This window comes from Sphingomonas phyllosphaerae, assembly GCF_036946485.1.
Lineage (GTDB): Bacteria > Pseudomonadota > Alphaproteobacteria > Sphingomonadales > Sphingomonadaceae > Sphingomonas > Sphingomonas phyllosphaerae_E.
The window spans coordinates 837681-854924 of sequence record NZ_JAQIJA010000001.1 but is presented as its reverse complement, the minus strand read 5'-3'; the positions used below and the strand labels follow the sequence as shown (position 1 = coordinate 854924).

The following is a 17244-nucleotide window of genomic DNA, read 5'->3' as shown; positions in this document are numbered from 1 at the left end:
CGGTCCAGCCCCCATCTTGGTCGAGGGGAGAGTTACCCGACATGGGACACCTCCGGGGCGGGAGGGAGGGGCATCCAGTGCGTGGGCACCAAGCGCCCGATGCCGGACATCTCACCGTCCGGCTCTGGAAAGGCGCGGTCGGTGATCCACACTCCCCAAGGCTCATACCATTGCGCCGCCTCGACGCACGACCAAGGGGCACGGAGCCAAAGCAGAACCCGCGTCCCATCCTTCGGCGCAGTCTCAATCGGCTGCCACTGGCTCATGCCTGCTCTCCCTGAGCTTTGGCGATGGCGGCGCGGGCGGCGATCACGTCAGGACACGGATCGCCGTTGCCGTCCTGCATGTCCGCGTAGGTTGCGACCATGCACTCCAGCGCCTCCAGCAACTCAGGCGCGGCGGCCATCAGGCGGGCGTTTGCTTCAACGCGGCTCATATCGCCGCTGTCGATCTCGGTCGGCCACGGCAACGCCGCGCCGACTAGCCCGTTCGTAGGCGAGTCCAGTGGCGTGCCGTCACTATCAAGCCGCAGACCGATGATCGTGACCCCGCGGTCAGGACCGTCACGCTCAACAGGCTGGCAGCCCCAAGGCCCCGGCGTATGTCCGACGGGAGAGGTAGAGGCGTCAGGCGCCATTGCGGTCGGGCGGGTCATGCCTCACCTCGCGCTTTGGCGATGGCGGCGCGGGCGAGCGTCAAGGCGTGATCGTAGTCGATCATCATCCGCACACCGGCGTCAGGCGCATCATCGTCGCCCTCGTCGTAGGCAATGAAAGCTGCGACGGCCTCCAGAAGATCAGGCGCAGCAGCAATCAACCTCGCGTTAGCAACACGGTTCGGTCCGCCGCACACTGCAACATTGCGGCGAACTTTGGGCTGACCGGGTGCGGTGACGACACGTCCGGTCGTCGTGCCGTCGCTGTCGATCCAAGGTCCGGGAGTTGCGTCAGACATTCTTGCCTCCGAAAAGCATATGCTCTATTTAAAGCATATGCCTTTCCCCATCAAGCGAAAAAGCATATGCTAATTGCCTCGACAGCAGATCATGGCGGCGCTAGTGGGCCGCGCGTGGGTCGGAAGCTGGAATATCCCGAGAAGCGAGAGGTCGCGCTGCGCGAAGGCACGCTGGCGCGCATCAAGGCCGCACTGACCGATGGCGAAAACCAAGTCAGCTTCATGCGCGACGCGATTGAAAGCGAGCTTGAGCGGCGCGGAAAATGAGCCGCTCGGCGCTTCGGGACTATTCCGGGACTGCTAGTGCAGCGTTCTTGCCGCGTTCCGCCGTTGGATGCCGGTACGAAACAAGCGGGTTGCGCCCCTGCCCCCTCTGCGCCTAGGGGGAAAACAGCGTCGGGGAGTGGCGCAGTCTGGTAGCGCGCCTGCTTTGGGAGCAGGATGTCGCAGGTTCGAATCCTGTCTCCCCGACCACCTTTTCCGCCATTTCTTACTCTGCCTCGTAGGCCGGTTTACACCCCGGTTTACACGTCGGCGGAGCTTTGCCTGTTTTCGAAGGCAGGTTGTCGCCGCGTCAATCGGCCTCGTCGCGCGTCCAAGCGACGGGCATTCCGGTGCAGATTGCGGGCCAGTTCCTCCTCTCCGAGCATGCTGACTTCATCGGCTGCGCAGCGGAGAGCGAACGCTGCTTGGTATAGCTGCCAAGCGACTTCACCCCCCTGCACAAGCGAGCGTCGCGCTACCTCGGACGATTTGCGCCTCATGCGATTGCCGCCCGGGCGAGCCGCTCGCCAATGGCCACAACCACCCTCGCCTGATCCGCATATTTCGCTCTGATCGCGGCGACGTCCTTCGTGTCCCATCCCACGATGTCGGCGATCTCGCGGTCGTTGAGCCCCGCGATGCAGCAGCGGGTCACGAAGGTGCCGCGAAGGTCGTGAAGGTGCTTGTCGATGCCGGCGGCCTTCTTCGCGTCATCGAAGCGCGAGCCGAAGCCGGTCGGACTCCACGGCTGCCACCGGCTATTCGACAGCACCGTCTCCGGCAGCGGTCGGCGCTTGTCAGGCTCGAGCTTGGCCATCTCGGCGGCGTGTCGCTCCTTGATGCGCGCGAGCAGCGCTTTCGTCTCAGGCAGCAGGGGCACCGTTGCGAGATTGCGGCCACGGCTCTTGTTCGTCTTCCACACGATCGCGTGCTCACCGATCGCGGCCCAGGGCAGCTTGACCAGATCGCCGCGACGCAGGCCGGTGAACGCGGCGAGCGCGACGCCCTCGTTGACCTCGACCGAAGCGACGGCAGCGACCTTCTCGAAGTCGTCAGCTTCCCAGATCACGTCCGAGCGGTTGTTGTCGTAGAGCTGGCCGATGCCCTTTGCGACGTTCTCGCGCAGCTTGCCGCGGTCATAGCCCCAGCTGAGCAGCCGGGTGAAGGTCTGCATGGCCGCGTCGGCGCTGCGCGGCTTGTCGGACCACTGGTCTCGCCAGTCCATGATGTCGGCACGCACCCGGCGATCTTCGAAGACGGACAGCGGGGCGTCGCCAAACCGCTCCTCAATCCGCTTCAGCCAGGTGTTGTGCGAGGTCTGCGTCGACCTGGCGAGCTTGGTGAACTCCGGCGCAGCGCAGAACGACTTGATCAGGTTCATGATGGTTGGGCTCTGCGGCCCGTCTGTCCGGCCGGCCGCGCGCGCCTCGGCGGCGGCATCGGTGATCGCTGCGGTGACCCGCGGCCGCGGCCCCTCGGCGCGGTGGATCAACGGCCCGCCGCGCCAAGCGTAAACGTAGTGGATCAGCGTTTTGCCCGGGCGGCGCTTGGTGACTATATGCAGTCCGGCTGGCACGAGTGCCTCCATGCTGTTCCGCTTCGAATCTGGCTGACGAGACTTCGGCTAACACCAAAGCTCTCAGCGATCTGGCGCTGACTGCCGCCCGCCGAGCGGATGAGCGCAACCTTTTCCTCATCAAGGACGGCGTTACCGTTCTTTGTGCCGCTGACCCGGCCAACGTGCGGCGCGCGCCCGCGGGTGATCGCCTGCTGCATATTCTCGGCCTGCGTTCCCCAAGATAGATGTGAGGGGTTCACGCAGGACGGGTTGTCGCAGGAGTGAAGCGCGATCGCCTGAGGGCTCGGTCGGGGACGGCCACTGAGCTCAAGCGACAAGTGATGCGCATACCGGGTCACACGACGGAGCCCCATCTTACCGTAACCAGCAGGCGTCTTGGCGTTCTGCCACGGCCAGCACTGGTCTGGCACCCGTCTATCGACTTTGGCCCAGAAGCGGCCGGCTTCAGCGTCGGTCATCATCAGCGCGGCCCGCCCTTCGCCTTCCAGCGCGCGTATGCGTCATCAGATGTCGGTGAGACGCGCTCGGACAGGATGCGAACAGTGCCGTCGGGATCGACCTCGAACCCGCCGACCTTGATGCCGGCGGCTTTCGCCGCGGCGATCGCGCGCTCGATTACAGAACGGCGCGGATATGCTGTCTTCGCAGCGGCGGTCATTGGTCACCTTCCTTCGAGATTTTGTCGCGCAGCGCCTCGCCGGCGGCCGTCAGCGTCAACCAGACGCGCCCCGCCCCGTCGCCGATCGCGTGCGTGCCATCCTCGTGGTGCTTTTCGAGATAGCCGCGGCGGAACAGCGCCAGCGCCGATTGCAGCCAGCCCGATTGCCGCTCGCGCGCGACCGGCCGCGTGTGGCGCAGGCCGTGCCTGTCAGGGGCTCCCAGCGACAGCAGCAGCGATCTCTGGGACGGCGTCACCACATCTCGTCCTTTCGACACATAGGCGGGAGGGGTAAGAGAGGGGGTCATGCGGGACGGGCTTCAAGCGTGCGACGCAGGTGATCCAGCGTTGCCGGGTGGCCATAAATCACACCGTTGACGCGATCGTGCATCACGTTCGGATCAGGCTTGTGGTAGAATCGGATGCGCTGCTTGTGCTTGGCGCGGCGACGTCGAGCGCGACCGGGTGACCTCACCTGCGACCAATCCTCAAATGGGCCGATAACCATCAGGTCGGTGGCGATTAGGCGCAATCCGCCGAACGGCCCAGCGAAAGGATTGTCCATCACCCCACCTCATGCTCGTGTTGAGCTGCTCGGGCGCGCAAGGCGGCTGCGGTGAGAGCAAGCGCGGATGTGGCAGCGGTAACTGCGCAAGCGTCGCCTAAGCGGATGTTTGCGCGGCCATACGGGTCTACGTTGATCCGCTTCCACAACCCCTCCGGGGCCAGCGTCATGGAGGCGTCGAGAGAGGCGGTGTAATTGAACGATCCCCGCGCAATTATGCGGTGCATGTCCTTGTCCGGCCCGAACAGGGCGAACCAGATAGCCTGGTCCAACTCGCGATCCGGACCCGTTGCCTGCTCGACCCTGTCAGCCAAGCGCACGATCTCAGCAGCGTCAGCGGGCATGGTCGGTGGCCTCCAGGTGGTTGCGGACGGCGATGCCGTGCATTGTGATGACGACACGATCACCGAGCCCGATGCGCTGACGGTCGAGGATGCCGAGCTTCACCAGCTTGTCGCCCGGCTTGTACCCCTCCACGAAGAAGTAGTTGTACGGGCGCTCCACGAGGAACTCCCGCTGCGCCTTCGTCAGCTTAGCCGCGATCGCCGCCACCTCCGCGATGCTCTCACCCATGATGATCCGTCTCCTTATTGCCGAGGGCGGTGTCGATGAACTCGGCGGTACAGCCAGCGCAGTCTTCGCTCATGGTCACGCCGTGCTTGCACTCATCGAGTTTGCTAGGCTTCCCGTCAGCCCGCCAATGACAGTGAACTGGCCGCGGCACATCGCCGTCACGGATCGCCTCCAGCGCCTCCTCCAGCACCTTAACCCGCTCCCGCGCATCTTCTGTGGGGGTGGCGTGGATGCGCTCGTATCCGGCAAGAAGGCCGACGACCGCTGGATAGCCGATCGTGTCGTGATCCTCTGGCCAACCGCGCTCACTCAGGTACGCCGCGGCGCGCGCCCAGCGAGCCTGCAATTCGGTGATGGCCTCTCCCGCCTCCAGCTTATCCACCATGCTTCTCCCCGGTGCCTTGGTGCGGGGTGGATTGCGCGTCGTCATAGCAGCACGACGGACAGCATTGAGGCGCGCCACACATGAAGCAGTTGTCGATGCACGGCGATCCGCATTCATTGCAGGTGTTGCCGTTCGGATGCGGGAGTAGATCGCTGATCCTGTCGACGGGCTTTCCGGTCCAAGGGTTTGCGTATGCCATCATGCCTTCCCCCCATGCTGGTGTGGTTCGGTGGCGAGGGCGCGGATGGCGGCGGCTGCGTCAGCGCAACCCTGCTCGTATCCTGCGCCGTACTGCATGGCCTCGTCGCTCTCGTCGTCACGATTGCTGCGCTCGGTCTGCGTCTCCGCCACCTGCGCGCACCGCTCGACCGTAGCCGCGTCCAGCCCCTGCGAGGGGGTGGTGACTTCCACGATAGATGACGGATCGTCCGCCTTCTCCGCTTCCGCTACCGCTTCCTGCAACGACACACCGCGCATGATGGCGCTGGCGAACGTCGCAACAGCCATCGCCTTCTCCGGCGCGCGGCGCAGGTTGACGAATACGGTCCCCATTGCCGCTTCGAGAAACTCGATGCGCTGATCCTTCTCTGCCAGATGGTCGCGTGCCGCTGCGAAGGCGGCATCAAGACGTTCGCTCACTTCGCCTCTCCCTTCTCGACCGCACCACGATTGCTGAAGATCACATCAAGTCTTTCCTTGAAGCCATTCATGGCATTGTCGGCGATGTGGTTCGTTTCGCACTTGGCGGCTGCGTCGTAATCTGCATGTCGCTTGTGACAGGTGCAGCATTCCCAAAGGGTCCACGGTTTTGGCATCATCCGCGCTCCTTCTCGACCGCACCAGTGGGGGCGTTCAGGGCGCGACGTGCGCGGCGGATCAGGGCGTTCGCAGCAACCGTCTTGCCGCTGTACATCTTGCCCGGCCAATCGCCGTAAGGCAGTCGTTCAAGCACGCCGACCGCTTCCTCCAGCGCCGATCGCAACGCCTCCACCCCCTGCTGCTCTGCTTGCTTGGGTGCGGCGGAGAGAGTTGCGTTATGCGCCGACACGATCTTCGTGACTTCGGCGTGCGCAGTTTCGTCACCGCCAAAATAGGCAATCAGATTGCCGAGTTCATCGGTGATAGCGGACCCTTTCTGTGGCTCCGATCCATACCAGCGCTCACGCCACCGCTCCGCCACCTGCGATGCGTCCTTATCCCTCATGCCAGCACCATCCAGTCGCGTGCCAGAACGTCGGGCGTCGAAGCGTTCCAGCCCGGCTGTTCCGTACCGATCGCGGTATGCAGATATAGGGCCGGTTCAAAGCCCGCCGCGCAGACCAGATAGACATACATGCCCTTGCCGTTCCATCCGGCGCGTGCGACCTTGTGATCTTCGATCATCGCTTCGACAGCTTCTCCGAAAGTCATCATTGCTCATCTCCGCCCGTCGAGGGGTTGGACCAAGGAAGCCAGCCGACAGGCGTGCCGCTACCCTGCGAAAAGTGATCGTGGGTCCAGCACCAGCCAGCGAATTTCCATTCGTCCACGCCGGTGTTGACGAGGTCGTTGAAGCCGATCGTCCACGCGGTCAGGGCGTCGTCCAGCGGTCCACCGCCATCGGTGTAATCGACCAACAGGCGAAGCATCGTGCCGTCTTTTGGCGCTGCATCCATTGCCATTGTCGTCTGCCCGCAGCTTTCTCCTGCGATGAAAGCTGCAAGCATATCCGCGCTGGAATAGTCGTAGAAAGTGTAGGTGCCGGGGAAAGCCAGCATCGTCGTACTTTTGCCGCATCCACTCCTGCGCCGTCATCTGCTCTGCTTGCTTGGGTGCGGCGGCGAGCAGGCTTTCCAGCGCTGCGTTCCACCCCTTATCCCAATCGTCGTTCGGCTCGACAAAGCGCTCACGGCACAAGTCCGCCACCATGTCCGCCGGGATAGTCGGCGTCGGGATGGCAATGCGCTCGGCAACCTTGCCGCAGTCAGCACCTGAGGCGTGGCAACGCGGGCAATACACGTCGCTGTCGTCTCCCCAGCTATCGGTGCCGCACAATTCCGACGACCCGACCCATCCGCACCGATCGCAGGACGCGAGATAGTACGGCTCGCGCAAGTCAAACGACACGATCGGCCCGGCATAAGCCGCCATCTGCTTCAGGTCTTCAAGGCGGCGCTCATCCGCCGTCAGCTCCCCATCCTGCGCCGTCGCACCGGGGGGCGGCGAGGTACGCCTCAACGATACCATCCGCGTCTGCGGCTGCATCGTCTGGCGCAAGACCTGCATCGCATTGATAGCGGTAGATCACCTCGCGGAGACGCTCCCCCTGCGCCTGCGATGCGTCCTGATCGCCAGGTACGGGGGTGGCGGATAGGCGCTGGGGCAAGCCCACCTTGTCGCTGGTGGCGTTGAATTTGCGGATGGTGGCCGCTTCAAGGTCCACGTCCATGCGGCGCGCTAGCTTGTCGAGGCAAATCAGCACGTCAGCGCATTCGTCGGCGAAATCCTCGGGGGCCGCACGCGAACCACGCCAGCCGCGCGCCTCACGCTCCAACTTCTTGACGACATTCAGCAGCTCGCCGACCTCGCCACCAAGCTCGGCGGCGTCGAACAGGATGCCAGCGTCATCAGCGTCACCGATCCACGCCTGATAGCGATCGGTGTTGACGCGCCGAAGCTGGGCGAGAAAAGTCTCGGGCGTAATCTGCTCACTCGCGAGCGGGGTTGCGTCGGTCATGGGATGCTCCGTCATGCGGCGAGGATCGCGTCGAGCAGTGCGCCGCGGTCATCCGCGAGGCGACGGCGAGCAATCTCCGCGTAGGTGGGGTTCAATTCGATGCCGATGCACCGGCGTTGAAGGCGATCGGCGACAAGCCCGGTCGTGCCCGCGCCGAAGAACGGGTCCAGCACCGTGCCGCCAGCCGGACAGCCCGCGAGAATGCAGGGCTCAACCAACGCCGGCGGAAACGTTGCGAAGTGCGCCTCCTTGAAAGGCTGTGTGGCAATCTCCCAGACCGATCGCTTGTTGCGGGTGCCGGTCAGGTTCGGCGCATTGCCGTGGCTATCGCGCTCGCTGCTGCAGGCGTTGTCGAAGCTCTTGCCGCCTGTGTAGACGCCGCCCCCCCGGAAGGTCTTCGCGTTGCCCTTTCCGACCGCCTTCATGGGGCCGTTGGTTTTCCCAGGTACGCGGTCAGAGCCGCGCTGCAGATCGACGTTCTGCGATAGGCGGGCCTCCGAAGCTGCTGAGATCGGTTCGGCTATTGCCGCTTGGTCAAAGAAGTAGCGCGGCCCCTTGCTCAGGAGGAACAGGTACTCGTGCGCCTTCGTGCAGCGGTCCTGCACGCTCTCCGGCATGGGGTTCGGCTTCGACCAGATGATGTCTTGACGCAGATACCAGCCGTCAGCGCGCAGGGCGAAAGCCAGCATCCACGGAATGCCGATCAGGTCTTTCGGCTTGATGCCATCGCCGTGCGGGTTGTTACCCCCCGCCCCAGCGCTTCGCGTCGCGCTTACCGCGAGCAATTGCCTCAGGCCCGGCCTCCCGACAGCGCGCAGCCGCTACCGATCGGTCAGCCATCTGGCCAGACGATCCTTGAGGGCCGGCACGCGCGCCTGCGTAGCTGTCGCCGATGTTGAGCCAGAGCGTGCCGTCGTCGCGCAGGACGCGGCGCACCTCGCGGAATACCGCCACCATACCGGCGACGAACGCCTCTGGGGTTTCCTCCAGCCCCATCTGCCCCGCCACGCCATAGTCGCGCAGGCCAAAGTACGGCGGCGACGTGACGCAGCAATGCACGCTTTGGTCGGGCAGCGTCGCCAGCATCTCGCGAGCGTCGCCCTCGATCAGACGAATGAGCCCCCCACCCATCATCCCAGACGAGTTCGTATCAGAGGAGGTCATGCGGCATCTCCGAAGAGGTTGCCCTGTCGCTGGGCGTCTTCGATGCGGCGGCAGGCGATGTCGAAGAATGCGGGGTCGCGCTCGATTCCGGTGAACAGGCGACCGTCCTGCACGGCTGCCACTCCGGTTGATCCAGAACCCATGAAAGGGTCACAGACGGTCCGCGCTTTCGGTGCGAAGGTCAGGCTCCAGAGCATGACGTTGACCGGCTTCTGTGTCGGGTGGACGCGCTCGCCATCGCGAAGCGAAGCCAACCCGTTGTTGCACTGCGCAAACTTCTTGACAGATGCGCCGGGAATATTGGTCCAAGCCATCTCTCCATCAGAATACGAGGGCATGGAGTTGAGCTTGTCCCAGAACAGCCAGCGACCACCCTGCGGAAGAAGGTCCGCAAAATAGTTTCCGCCCCAGATGATCGCGTGCTTGCCGGCGTTCACGATCGACTGGAAGGTCGCAGCGTCAGGGCGCTCACCGTCCCAGCCGCCCGCATATTGCTTCGGCCGGCGGGCATAGCGGCCGCTCGCGTCGGTGCCGCCACCACCAGCCCCGCGATCAGCTCCGATCCCGTAAGGCGGATCGGTATCTATCAGGTCGAATCCACCAAGCGCAGGCAGCACCTCGCGACAGTCACCCAGATACAACGTCGCGTTGCCGATGACCTCACGCCGCTGCCAAGTCCCACCCCCATCTTGGTCGAGGGGAGAGTTACCCGACATGGGACACCTCCGGGGTGGAGTCTGAGCGTTCATGGCACCTCTCCGCACCAGAGCCCGCACTCGGCATCCATCTCCGGGTCGTTGTCGAAGAAGCCCCCGGCGAACAGATCGGGCTGGCGGCGCACGTCGCTGATCAGCTCGGCGTAGCTGTACTCGGTCACGAAGCGGTTAGACGCGCACTTTACGTCGACGCGGCGGTCGAGTTCAGCTTCTTGGTCGGCCCACCATTGCAGCGTGCCGGGCTTGGTGCGCTCCACCTCCCACAGCTTCGGACGCGCCTTTAAGAAGCATCCGTCGCAGTTACCCTCAAAAGGCAGCAGCTGGAGGTCGAAATCCTGCGCGGCCCAGAACGCCCGCACGTCTTGATTGGACACACGAGCATCGTCGAGTGGCAGCGCCACAGTCCAACGCTCTTTGTTCGGCGCGCGCGACTTGGCGACGCGGTGCTGCTCGTCGTGTCGCAGCCCGACGACATTGGTCCAACGGTCATAGCCGCGCGACTGCATGAACCACTTCATGACCCGCACCTTCAGCTCGGAGGTGCAGAAGCGGGTGACAGCGTTCGGGGTATACCCCTTGACCGTGATCAGATCGGCGAAGGGACGACCGTCGCGCGAGGCGCTATTGTATCCGACTTCCTCGAAGCGCTGATCGAAGGCAATGACATTACCATCGTCATCCTTCGTTCGCCGGGTACGCCATTCCAGCCAATGGATCGGAACGCCCCAGCGCACCTGGCATTCATGGACAAACCGCAGAGTTTCCTCGCGCTCCTTCCCGGTGTTCGCGAACGTGACGTGGATATCCGGTGCAAAAGCTCCCCCGGCGGCATCCAGCATCATCTTGAGCATGTAGGCTGACGTGCGCCCGCCCGAGAACGAGATCAGCGCCGGACCTTCGATCAGGTACGGATTGGCCTCCGACTGTCCGACGGGAGAGGTAGAGGCGTCAGGCGCCATTGCAGTCGCTCCGATTGGAGAGGTTGAAGAGCCGGCTGCGGATGCGGCGCAGGTCCGCGGTGCGCGCGGCGGAGGCTGGCGCGGCGAGCAGGCGCTCCCGTTCAGCGATCAGCGCGCCGCGATCGGCGGTGCGCGCCGGCCCGCCGGTATGCGGACGCGTTCCGAAGGTGCCGCTCACGAGGCGATCGCCAACACGATGCTGAGGCCGAAGATCGCGCCCAGGATCGCGCCGAACATAGTGGTCCAGTGCAGTTCCCGATCGTTCAGCGTGGTGATGAGCGGCAACAGGTCAGGTCGGGCCTCGACCTGACGAATGAGCGGGCGTGTCGGTCGCAGCCAGTCGGACGACCGCTGAACGGTTGGACGAGCCATTACCAGATCCTCTCGGGACGAGTGCGGGGAGCCTTGGCCCAGCCGTCGGGCTGGACGAGCTTTGAGGGACCGCCGGGGGCGATCACGCGGATGCGGCCTTCCGTGCCCTTGCCGATCACCGGGCAGTCGAAGGCGAAGACGGGCGGCATGCTCGTGCGCGGAAACCAGACCTCGTCCTGCGTCGCCTGACGCTTGACCGTCATTGTCTCGACCGTCTCCGGGTCGAGCCCGCGCGCGTTGAGTTCGTAGAGCTGCTCCTGGGTGAAGCGCTCGCCGCCTTCCTGCGCCGCCCGGTTCTTGGTGCCGTTGATGATGGTCCCGAACCACGGCGACGGTGCGTTGCCGCTGGGCGTCCAGTGGCAGTGATGGCCTTGACGGCCGATAGGGGGCGTGTCGGGGTTGTGCTCAGGACGTGCCAAGGCTGGCCTCCAGATACTCACGGCCGGCGCCATAGGCGGCCAGCGTGTCGACGGCCTGTCGGGCGACGTGCTTGGCGAAGGCGAAGTTGACCCTCGCCTCTTCAGCGGCCTTCTCAGCGTAGCCCTCAGCGGTGCGGACGTTCGCGAGCAGCGCATTCACCGCTGGCGATTTCCGCTGTCCGCGCACCTTCTTGGTGATCGGCTCCGCACTCTCGACTAAGCGGACGAGGGTCTCGGTGGTGACCCCCACGCGGGCGGCGTGCGCGGCGATCGCGTCGACCAAGTCGGCGTGACGGTGCTGGATTGCCCCGAGGGACTGATACTTCTCAGGATCAGTCTGCGCGGTCAGGAAGTCGCGTCCCACGCGGCGGTAGAGCGGGATGACGAACTGCAACGCCTCGAGCGCAGCATCAAGCTCCGGGTCCAGCTCGGCGACGGTCACCGGCTTCATCGCGGCGCCCCGTCGATGTCGGCCCAGCGCGCGCGGTGCGGAGACTTGCGGCCGTACTCCCGGCCAGCCTCGGCATGGTTGACACCATACTTCGCCTGCCAAGTCAGGAGCCCGATGCGATCCTTCTCTTCGTGCGCGCCGCGGCAGAGCGGCACAGCGGTGAAATCATGGGCCTTAAGACCCATGCCCTTCGAGCCGTCGGCATCGCTATGCGACGCCTCCATGCGGCCGGTGCAAACGTGCCCCGCCCTGCCCTCAATCAGGCACGGCCGGCCACGCAACCATTGCAGGTGTTGAGGGAATCGGCGCTCGGCGTCGGCGCGGTGGCTGTTCCGCTTGCGCGGGCGCGTGTCGACGCGGATCACGCCAGCACCTCGCGATAGGCGACGATGTCGCTCTGATCGCCCTTGTGCAGCCAAACGCAGACGGACGCCCACACACCTTCCGCGATCCGCGGGCGGCTGGACTCTACCCCGTCACGATATCGGAGGTGGAACCGGCGACCGATCGGGAGCGGGCAAAGGCCCCCTGCCCACTCGATCCACTCTGCTGAAGGTACGCTCGCAAGCGCCACGATGATCTCCTCATCACCGTCTTCGGCAGCACCGCGCTGCGATCAGGTGATGAGGGTTATTCGCATATTGCGAATGTCAGATCAACAACATTATTCGCGTTCTGCGAATTATAGGTCACCCGGCCCTTGCGCCGTCGCCACATTGCGGCCTTGGTAGGGGAACTCGATCAGCGACTTTCCTACGGAGATGCCATATGGGTAGCGCTCAAAAACAAGCCGACCCTCTTTGAAGCACCAAAACTCGCGCTTATTGTCCGCGATCGGGCCCGCCGTACTCTCAACATCCCCTATTTCCCGCCCGCAAGGTTCCCCATATGCGGCGACCAGATTATCCCTAACAGCACCCGCATTCTCTATGGGAAACTGAATTGCTAAGCGCGAGAAGCGACCATCAGTGAAGTCCAAGGTCTGCTCGGCAGTCGCCGCTCCGGAAATTGGCTCGCCAATCAACGAGCAAGTGCCGCTTCCCGCCTTTGTGTTGCAGTCACTTACCAAGCCAACCTTCTTCGCGGACAGCAAGGTCGTGGTGACATCGATTGTTCGAAACGTGAAGGGCGGTTCGTCAGCGCCGCATCCGGAGATAGCCAGCATTGCAATTGCCGGATTAAACCACTTCAGCATACTCACCCATGTGTACCGGTGCTCGGGACAATCACCTTAGCAAGCTCGATAATTTTCTTCTTCTGGTCAGGGTCTGCTGCGAACCACACTTCGGCAATGTCGGTCGGTAAGTCAGTGGGATCATGGTCAAGTAGATGCCCAGGGGTTGTGTGCAGGATCGGTGCGAGGCGGCGCAACCACTTCGCTGACAACTGACGCTTGCTATTAACCAAATCGCTAACCATGCCGGGTGTGACGTTTCCGCCTAGCGCTGTGGCGAGCTGTGCACCATTGACACCTCTGAAGCGCATCCACGCTCGCAAGTGGTTTGGTCCGCCGTTCTTGTCTACGTCATCATCCATGCTCGCATTATGCGAACATACTTGATCCGATGCGTTCCCGATATTGCGATATTCGGCGCTTGCGAAGACAATCGCAATATGCGAATGTTGGGCTATGGATAGTGATCTTCGCCCATCCGCCTTGGCCAAATCGGTCGGCATTAGCCTCTCCTATGCCAGCGAGGTGTTGAGTGGTGCGCGAAGCCCGTCGCGCCCCCTTGCAATTCGCATCCTGCGCCGCACTGGCTGGAAGCACGACAGCATCAAGGCGCTGACCCCAGAGCAGATCGACACGCTGGAAGCTGTAGAGCCTTGGCGCGCCGCCCCGGCCGAGCAGGTGGCAGCATGATCCGCTTTCTTTTTCGCCGTTTCCGAGCAGAGCGGGCCGCGCGGCCGATCGCGTTTGCCGGCCCGCTCTGCTCGTCGAGCGTCAGCCCATCGGAGATGGATTGGGCGCGTCAGCAGGGGGGCGGCTGTAACTGTTCTCTGGCGCTGTCCACCACGGGAAATTGCGGGCGAGGGCTGTCGAAAGCTCATCTGACAGAGGCGGGAAGTTGCTGAAGATGGCATCGAGCGAAGCCTTGATGGCCTCTTGGGGCACCGTGCTTTGGGCGTGGGCGAGGAAGACGATGAAGCCCCGGAAGGTGGCTTCCGAAATGGCCTTGTCGCGCATGATCTGGATGCTTGGCAGCGGCATTCGCGTTCTCCGTGGTGATGTTGCAGCCACACGGTGGACCGGAAGGGGTCGGGCGTCCAGCCTGACCCCGGAAGGTTACTGCGCATGACCTGCGCCTCCTGCGGGTGCGCCATGTGCGCCCATCCCGACGCCATCTTTGCTGGCGTTGTACCTGATCCTTCTTCCGATACCGCGGCTGGGTTCCCCAACTCCCTGCCCCGCCGCGGTGCTGCCGGTGGCAATCCTGTGACCCCCGTCACCGGCAGCAACCCCTTCAACGAGCGCGCGTGCGACAGCGAGGCGGATAGCCTTGCCGGCGGTGCGCAGTGTGTCCGTATTCATTCCGGAGGCGATACGCTGTGAGCGATCCGCACATCCACAACCGCTACCGCACCATTCCCGCGTCGAAGATGCTTACCACGCTCGGCGAGAGCTTGGAGCGGATCAAGGCGCAGGATGGCGCGACCGACGGCGACCTGGGCGCGGTGCTCGGTAAGAGCGATGACACTGCCGCGCGCTATCGCACCGGGCTTGCCGAAATGCCTGTCGTCGCGTTCCTGCGCGGCTGCCGCGAGTGGGATGGCCGGTTCGCCAATGACGTGCTGGCGTTGGTGGGTATGCGCCTCGCGCCGATTGACGGCAGCGCCGCCTGCGACGGCCGCTCGGCCATAAAGGTTCTGGGCGCGCTGATCGGCAAGAAGGCGGAGGCGTTGGAGGACGGCGTCATCACCGACGACGAGGTCGACGACATGTGGCCGGAGATCGAGGCGGTGAGCGCCCACATCGACCGGCTCCGCTCGGAACGCGCGCAGCGGATGCGCCGCATCGGACAATCTTGAGGATCTGAACGCCGCCAGCGAGCGGCCAGGAGTAACGACAATGCCGAAACAAAAGGCGACCCGGCGTGTGTTCGGGGCGAACGGAAAAGTGCGTTCGGCGCGCGCGGGGCTGCCGACGGCGGTGATCGCCTGTGACGCTGGCCGGTTCTGGTTCTTGCCGGTGACCCCGGCGGCCTCGGTGCCCGTCGTCAGGATCGAAGCCCGTGGCTGATCAGGTCGACGAGGCGAACGGCATCGCCGAGCAGCACGCGCAGCGGTTCATCGATCGCGCCCGCGCCGCGGCGGCGCTGCCTGACCCCGTGCGCGGCGACTGCGAGGCTTGCTGCGATGAGGACGTGATGGTCCGCGGCGTCGGCGGTCTGCACCGCTGCACTCCCTGTCGCTCGAAGTGGGAGAAGCGTCGGTGACCCGCTCCTGCACCAGTTGCGGCAAGTCGATCACCCGCAAGTCCAAGAAGGGGCTTTGCCACGGCTGCTCCTGTGCCGACCCCGCGGTTCGCGCGAAGAAGGGTCAGCTGAGCCCTGAGCAGCGCGCGCGCCGCGCCGCAGCCGCCCGCGCCCTCAGCGCTGATCCCGCGATCGTGGCCAAGCGATCTGCCAAGGGGAAAGAGACCTTCCAGCGTCCCGAGGTCAGGGAGCGGCATTACGCCGCCTGCATGGCCGCGCAGGAGCGCATGGATCCTGCGGTCCGCGAGCGCCAGCGCGAAGCCGGCCGAGCGTTCGGCAAGTTCAATCTCGCCCATACCCGCACCGCCGAGGCCCGCGCGAAGTCAGGGGCGGCAACTCGCCGGACCCGCATGGCATGGTGCCCCGAGGCATACTGGCCGCTCAATGCCAAATTGGCGCGGGATGGTATCCGTCTGGACGACCGCAAGCGCATGATCGCAGAGCAGGTCGCCGCCGATGAACGGGCGAAGGACGCTGCCCTGACGCCGTTCGAGCGCCAGCTCGCACGCGTCGCCGCTGGCGCGAAGCTGATCGAAGTGCGCCCGATCCGCCGGATCGAACCCGACATGACGCTTGGCGGCGTCGCGAGCAGCTACCTATGAGCGCGCCTGAGCACACCGCACGAGCCGGTAAACAGGCTCAGGCTTCCACCGTGTCGATGGCGCGGATGATGGGGCTGACAACCGCCGCCGGGATGCTTGGTGGGCAGGACCGGCTGGCAGATGCGCTGTCCATACAGCCTCGCAGCCTCCGGGCCAAGCTGTCAGCCGAGCGCGGCATCTCGAACGACGATCTGATCGCCACCGCCGACGCGCTGGATGAGCGCATCAGGAAGATCGCGGATCATTCCTTCAAGCTACGCGAGGAAGCCCATGCGGCGGAAAGCGCGGGATCGGAGCCTCTATGACCGACCTGTTCCATTATCCGGCCGCACCTGGCGCACAGGACCGCGACACCTCGCGCGCAGCGGCGGCGGCCATCGCACCGACTGCGTCAGCGCTGCGCGATCGCGTTTTATCGCTCTTTGAGCGATCGAAAGGCCTGACCGCCGACGAAGCAGCTGGTCGCCTCGGCCTGAGCATCCTCTCGGTGCGCCCGCGCGTCACCGAGCTTTCGCGCGCGGGCAAGCTGCGTGACAGCGGGGTGCGCCGCAAAAACGGTTCGGGCCGCTCGGCGATCGTGTGGACGCCGGTCTATCCCGCAGCTCTTAACATGCAGCGCGTCGCGTGAGCTTCGCCGCCCTCGCAGCCGTGTCGAAGATGCGGGCCGGCTCGGCGGCGGAGAAGCTTATCGCGCTCGCCTATGCTGATCGGCACAACGAGGAGACCGGCTGCGCTTACCCGTCGCTGGCGTGGCTCTGCGAGTTCGGAAGCCTGAACCGCAAGACCGTGATCGCGGCGGTGGCCCGACTGGAGGCCGCAGGATTCCTGACGGACACCGGCGATCGCCAGGGCAACACCAAGCAGATCAAGGTCTACCGCATCGATTTGGAAAGCATCCCGAAAGCGGAACCGTCCCACAAACGGAACCGTACCGAAAGCGGAACAGTACCGAAAACAGCCGCCGAACAGTCCCAAAAACGGGACACGGATACTGTTAGGGAACCTACTTCTCCGAAGGCTTCGCCTTCTCCGAAGCGCGCGCGCTCGACCGAACCCAAGCTCAAACCCTTTCGATTGCCCGCTGACTGGAGGCCGACGCGCTTCCCTGACGGCACGGTGGCCCGCGAGGTGGCCGACCGCCGCGGTCGCGACTGGTCCCGAGCCGCGGTCGAGAGCTTCCGGCTCTGGGCGGCCAACGCCGACGACAAAGACGGAGTGGGTCGCAAGCTCGATTGGCAGGCCGCGCTGGCGAAGTGGATCATCGAACAGGACAAACGAGATGGGCGATCGGGCAACGGACGTGTGGGCGGAAACGGGAGCGGTGGTGACCGGACCTTGGGGGCGATGCAGGACTTCGTCTCAGGTGGTCCTGTCGACTGAAACGTCGCCGA

35 protein-coding genes and 1 tRNA gene are annotated in these 17244 nt (G+C 64.5%); 8 read left to right on the top strand and 28 right to left on the bottom strand.

Going from position 1 to position 17244, the window contains the following annotated elements:
- Positions 1–262 precede the first annotated feature (262 nt).
- A complete protein-coding gene (locus PGN16_RS04055) occupies positions 263–469 on the bottom strand; it encodes a hypothetical protein (RefSeq protein WP_335308112.1) in 207 nt (68 codons plus the stop codon).
- A gap of 182 nt (positions 470–651) precedes the next feature.
- Complete coding sequence (locus tag PGN16_RS04050) at positions 652–954, bottom strand: hypothetical protein (RefSeq protein ID WP_335308111.1); 303 nt, start codon at positions 952–954, stop codon at positions 652–654.
- A 114-nt stretch (positions 955–1068) separates the two neighbouring features.
- Here PGN16_RS04050 and PGN16_RS04045 point away from each other — a divergent pair, with 114 nt between their 5' ends.
- The gene (locus PGN16_RS04045) at positions 1069–1221 is read left to right on the top strand and encodes a hypothetical protein (protein ID WP_335308110.1); all 153 of its coding nucleotides are present in this window, start codon (positions 1069–1071) and stop codon (positions 1219–1221) included.
- Between the two features lie 130 nt (positions 1222–1351).
- Positions 1352–1428: transfer RNA gene (locus PGN16_RS04040), tRNA-Pro, on the top strand.
- A 286-nt stretch (positions 1429–1714) separates the two neighbouring features.
- Here PGN16_RS04040 and PGN16_RS04035 read toward each other — a convergent pair.
- The 24 genes from PGN16_RS04035 to PGN16_RS03920 all read right to left on the bottom strand — a co-directional run bounded on the left by PGN16_RS04035 (position 1715) and on the right by PGN16_RS03920 (position 13311).
- Positions 1715–2806 carry a tyrosine-type recombinase/integrase gene (locus PGN16_RS04035; protein WP_335308109.1) on the bottom strand — a complete coding sequence of 364 codons (1092 nt, stop codon included), beginning with the start codon at positions 2804–2806 and terminating at the stop codon, positions 1715–1717.
- Between the two features lie 451 nt (positions 2807–3257).
- Complete coding sequence (locus PGN16_RS04030) at positions 3258–3455, bottom strand: hypothetical protein (protein WP_335308108.1); 198 nt, start codon at positions 3453–3455, stop codon at positions 3258–3260.
- Entirely contained in the window at positions 3452–3712 is a 261-nt protein-coding gene (locus tag PGN16_RS04025; protein WP_335308107.1) for a hypothetical protein, read from the bottom strand. The genes PGN16_RS04030 and PGN16_RS04025 overlap by 4 nt, the downstream gene beginning before the upstream one ends.
- A 47-nt stretch (positions 3713–3759) precedes the next feature.
- Positions 3760–4020, bottom strand: coding sequence for a hypothetical protein (locus PGN16_RS04020; protein ID WP_335308106.1), 261 nt, complete (start codon positions 4018–4020; stop codon positions 3760–3762).
- Positions 4020–4364 (bottom strand): hypothetical protein, encoded by a 345-nt coding sequence (locus PGN16_RS04015; protein WP_335308105.1) that lies wholly within the window; start codon positions 4362–4364, stop codon positions 4020–4022. The genes PGN16_RS04020 and PGN16_RS04015 overlap by 1 nt, the downstream gene beginning before the upstream one ends.
- Entirely contained in the window at positions 4354–4593 is a 240-nt protein-coding gene (locus PGN16_RS04010) for a hypothetical protein (RefSeq protein ID WP_335308104.1), read from the bottom strand. Before PGN16_RS04010 ends, PGN16_RS04015 begins: the two co-directional genes overlap by 11 nt.
- On the bottom strand, positions 4586–4978 hold the full coding sequence (locus tag PGN16_RS04005; RefSeq protein ID WP_335308103.1) for a hypothetical protein: 393 nt from the start codon (positions 4976–4978) through the stop codon (positions 4586–4588). Before PGN16_RS04005 ends, PGN16_RS04010 begins: the two co-directional genes overlap by 8 nt.
- Positions 4979–5176: 198 nt before the next feature.
- Positions 5177–5617, bottom strand: a complete 441-nt coding sequence (locus PGN16_RS04000) for a hypothetical protein (protein ID WP_335308102.1) — start codon at positions 5615–5617, stop codon at positions 5177–5179.
- The gene (locus tag PGN16_RS03995) at positions 5614–5793 is read right to left on the bottom strand and encodes a hypothetical protein (protein WP_335308101.1); all 180 of its coding nucleotides are present in this window, start codon (positions 5791–5793) and stop codon (positions 5614–5616) included. Before PGN16_RS03995 ends, PGN16_RS04000 begins: the two co-directional genes overlap by 4 nt.
- Positions 5793–6182, bottom strand: coding sequence for a hypothetical protein (locus PGN16_RS03990; protein ID WP_335308100.1), 390 nt, complete (start codon positions 6180–6182; stop codon positions 5793–5795). Before PGN16_RS03990 ends, PGN16_RS03995 begins: the two co-directional genes overlap by 1 nt.
- Entirely contained in the window at positions 6179–6388 is a 210-nt protein-coding gene (locus tag PGN16_RS03985) for a DUF2829 domain-containing protein (RefSeq protein WP_335308099.1), read from the bottom strand. Before PGN16_RS03985 ends, PGN16_RS03990 begins: the two co-directional genes overlap by 4 nt.
- A complete protein-coding gene (locus PGN16_RS03980; RefSeq protein ID WP_335308098.1) occupies positions 6388–6735 on the bottom strand; it encodes a hypothetical protein in 348 nt (115 codons plus the stop codon). The genes PGN16_RS03985 and PGN16_RS03980 overlap by 1 nt, the downstream gene beginning before the upstream one ends.
- A gap of 398 nt (positions 6736–7133) precedes the next feature.
- Positions 7134–7694, bottom strand: a complete 561-nt coding sequence (locus PGN16_RS03975) for a MazG-like family protein (protein WP_335308097.1) — start codon at positions 7692–7694, stop codon at positions 7134–7136.
- 11 nt (positions 7695–7705) lie between these two features.
- On the bottom strand, positions 7706–8383 hold the full coding sequence (locus PGN16_RS03970) for a DNA-methyltransferase (RefSeq protein WP_335308096.1): 678 nt from the start codon (positions 8381–8383) through the stop codon (positions 7706–7708).
- Between the two features lie 52 nt (positions 8384–8435).
- Positions 8436–8858, bottom strand: coding sequence for a DNA methyltransferase (locus tag PGN16_RS03965; protein ID WP_335308095.1), 423 nt, complete (start codon positions 8856–8858; stop codon positions 8436–8438).
- The gene (locus tag PGN16_RS03960; RefSeq protein ID WP_335308094.1) at positions 8855–9574 is read right to left on the bottom strand and encodes a DNA methyltransferase; all 720 of its coding nucleotides are present in this window, start codon (positions 9572–9574) and stop codon (positions 8855–8857) included. Before PGN16_RS03960 ends, PGN16_RS03965 begins: the two co-directional genes overlap by 4 nt.
- 29 nt (positions 9575–9603) lie before the next feature.
- Complete coding sequence (locus PGN16_RS03955; protein ID WP_335308093.1) at positions 9604–10533, bottom strand: phosphoadenosine phosphosulfate reductase domain-containing protein; 930 nt, start codon at positions 10531–10533, stop codon at positions 9604–9606.
- Positions 10523–10711, bottom strand: a complete 189-nt coding sequence (locus tag PGN16_RS03950; RefSeq protein WP_335308092.1) for a hypothetical protein — start codon at positions 10709–10711, stop codon at positions 10523–10525. The genes PGN16_RS03955 and PGN16_RS03950 overlap by 11 nt, the downstream gene beginning before the upstream one ends.
- Complete coding sequence (locus PGN16_RS03945; RefSeq protein WP_335308091.1) at positions 10708–10905, bottom strand: hypothetical protein; 198 nt, start codon at positions 10903–10905, stop codon at positions 10708–10710. Before PGN16_RS03945 ends, PGN16_RS03950 begins: the two co-directional genes overlap by 4 nt.
- A complete protein-coding gene (locus PGN16_RS03940) occupies positions 10905–11324 on the bottom strand; it encodes a hypothetical protein (protein ID WP_335308090.1) in 420 nt (139 codons plus the stop codon). The genes PGN16_RS03945 and PGN16_RS03940 overlap by 1 nt, the downstream gene beginning before the upstream one ends.
- Positions 11311–11775 (bottom strand): hypothetical protein, encoded by a 465-nt coding sequence (locus tag PGN16_RS03935; protein WP_335308089.1) that lies wholly within the window; start codon positions 11773–11775, stop codon positions 11311–11313. The genes PGN16_RS03940 and PGN16_RS03935 overlap by 14 nt, the downstream gene beginning before the upstream one ends.
- Entirely contained in the window at positions 11772–12140 is a 369-nt protein-coding gene (locus PGN16_RS03930) for a DUF968 domain-containing protein (RefSeq protein WP_335308088.1), read from the bottom strand. Before PGN16_RS03930 ends, PGN16_RS03935 begins: the two co-directional genes overlap by 4 nt.
- 317 nt (positions 12141–12457) lie before the next feature.
- Positions 12458–12976, bottom strand: a complete 519-nt coding sequence (locus PGN16_RS03925; protein ID WP_335308087.1) for a hypothetical protein — start codon at positions 12974–12976, stop codon at positions 12458–12460.
- The gene (locus PGN16_RS03920; protein ID WP_335308086.1) at positions 12973–13311 is read right to left on the bottom strand and encodes a helix-turn-helix domain-containing protein; all 339 of its coding nucleotides are present in this window, start codon (positions 13309–13311) and stop codon (positions 12973–12975) included. Before PGN16_RS03920 ends, PGN16_RS03925 begins: the two co-directional genes overlap by 4 nt.
- Before the next feature lie 94 nt (positions 13312–13405).
- Between PGN16_RS03920 and PGN16_RS03915 the strand changes: the two genes are divergently transcribed.
- Positions 13406–13639, top strand: coding sequence for a helix-turn-helix domain-containing protein (locus PGN16_RS03915; RefSeq protein WP_335308085.1), 234 nt, complete (start codon positions 13406–13408; stop codon positions 13637–13639).
- Between the two features lie 81 nt (positions 13640–13720).
- On the opposite strand, the gene PGN16_RS03910 is transcribed toward PGN16_RS03915, so the two are convergent.
- Complete coding sequence (locus tag PGN16_RS03910; RefSeq protein ID WP_335308084.1) at positions 13721–13987, bottom strand: hypothetical protein; 267 nt, start codon at positions 13985–13987, stop codon at positions 13721–13723.
- Between the two features lie 338 nt (positions 13988–14325).
- Between PGN16_RS03910 and PGN16_RS03905 the strand changes: the two genes are divergently transcribed.
- Positions 14326–14805, top strand: coding sequence for a hypothetical protein (locus tag PGN16_RS03905; RefSeq protein ID WP_335308083.1), 480 nt, complete (start codon positions 14326–14328; stop codon positions 14803–14805).
- 188 nt (positions 14806–14993) lie between these two features.
- Here the strand turns inward: PGN16_RS03905 and PGN16_RS03900 are convergent, their stop codons facing one another.
- Positions 14994–15170 (bottom strand): hypothetical protein, encoded by a 177-nt coding sequence (locus PGN16_RS03900; RefSeq protein ID WP_335308082.1) that lies wholly within the window; start codon positions 15168–15170, stop codon positions 14994–14996.
- Positions 15171–15208: 38 nt separating this feature from the next.
- On the opposite strand from PGN16_RS03900, the gene PGN16_RS03895 reads away from it, so the two are divergent.
- From PGN16_RS03895 to PGN16_RS03880, 4 genes are read left to right on the top strand one after another with little or no spacing between them, the layout of a single operon-like run.
- The gene (locus PGN16_RS03895; RefSeq protein ID WP_335308081.1) at positions 15209–15853 is read left to right on the top strand and encodes a hypothetical protein; all 645 of its coding nucleotides are present in this window, start codon (positions 15209–15211) and stop codon (positions 15851–15853) included.
- A complete protein-coding gene (locus PGN16_RS03890; protein WP_335308080.1) occupies positions 15850–16158 on the top strand; it encodes a hypothetical protein in 309 nt (102 codons plus the stop codon). The genes PGN16_RS03895 and PGN16_RS03890 overlap by 4 nt, the downstream gene beginning before the upstream one ends.
- Positions 16155–16481, top strand: a complete 327-nt coding sequence (locus tag PGN16_RS03885; RefSeq protein ID WP_335308079.1) for a hypothetical protein — start codon at positions 16155–16157, stop codon at positions 16479–16481. The genes PGN16_RS03890 and PGN16_RS03885 overlap by 4 nt, the downstream gene beginning before the upstream one ends.
- A complete protein-coding gene (locus PGN16_RS03880) occupies positions 16478–17233 on the top strand; it encodes a helix-turn-helix domain-containing protein (protein ID WP_335308078.1) in 756 nt (251 codons plus the stop codon). The genes PGN16_RS03885 and PGN16_RS03880 overlap by 4 nt, the downstream gene beginning before the upstream one ends.
- Positions 17234–17244: the final 11 nt, after the last annotated feature.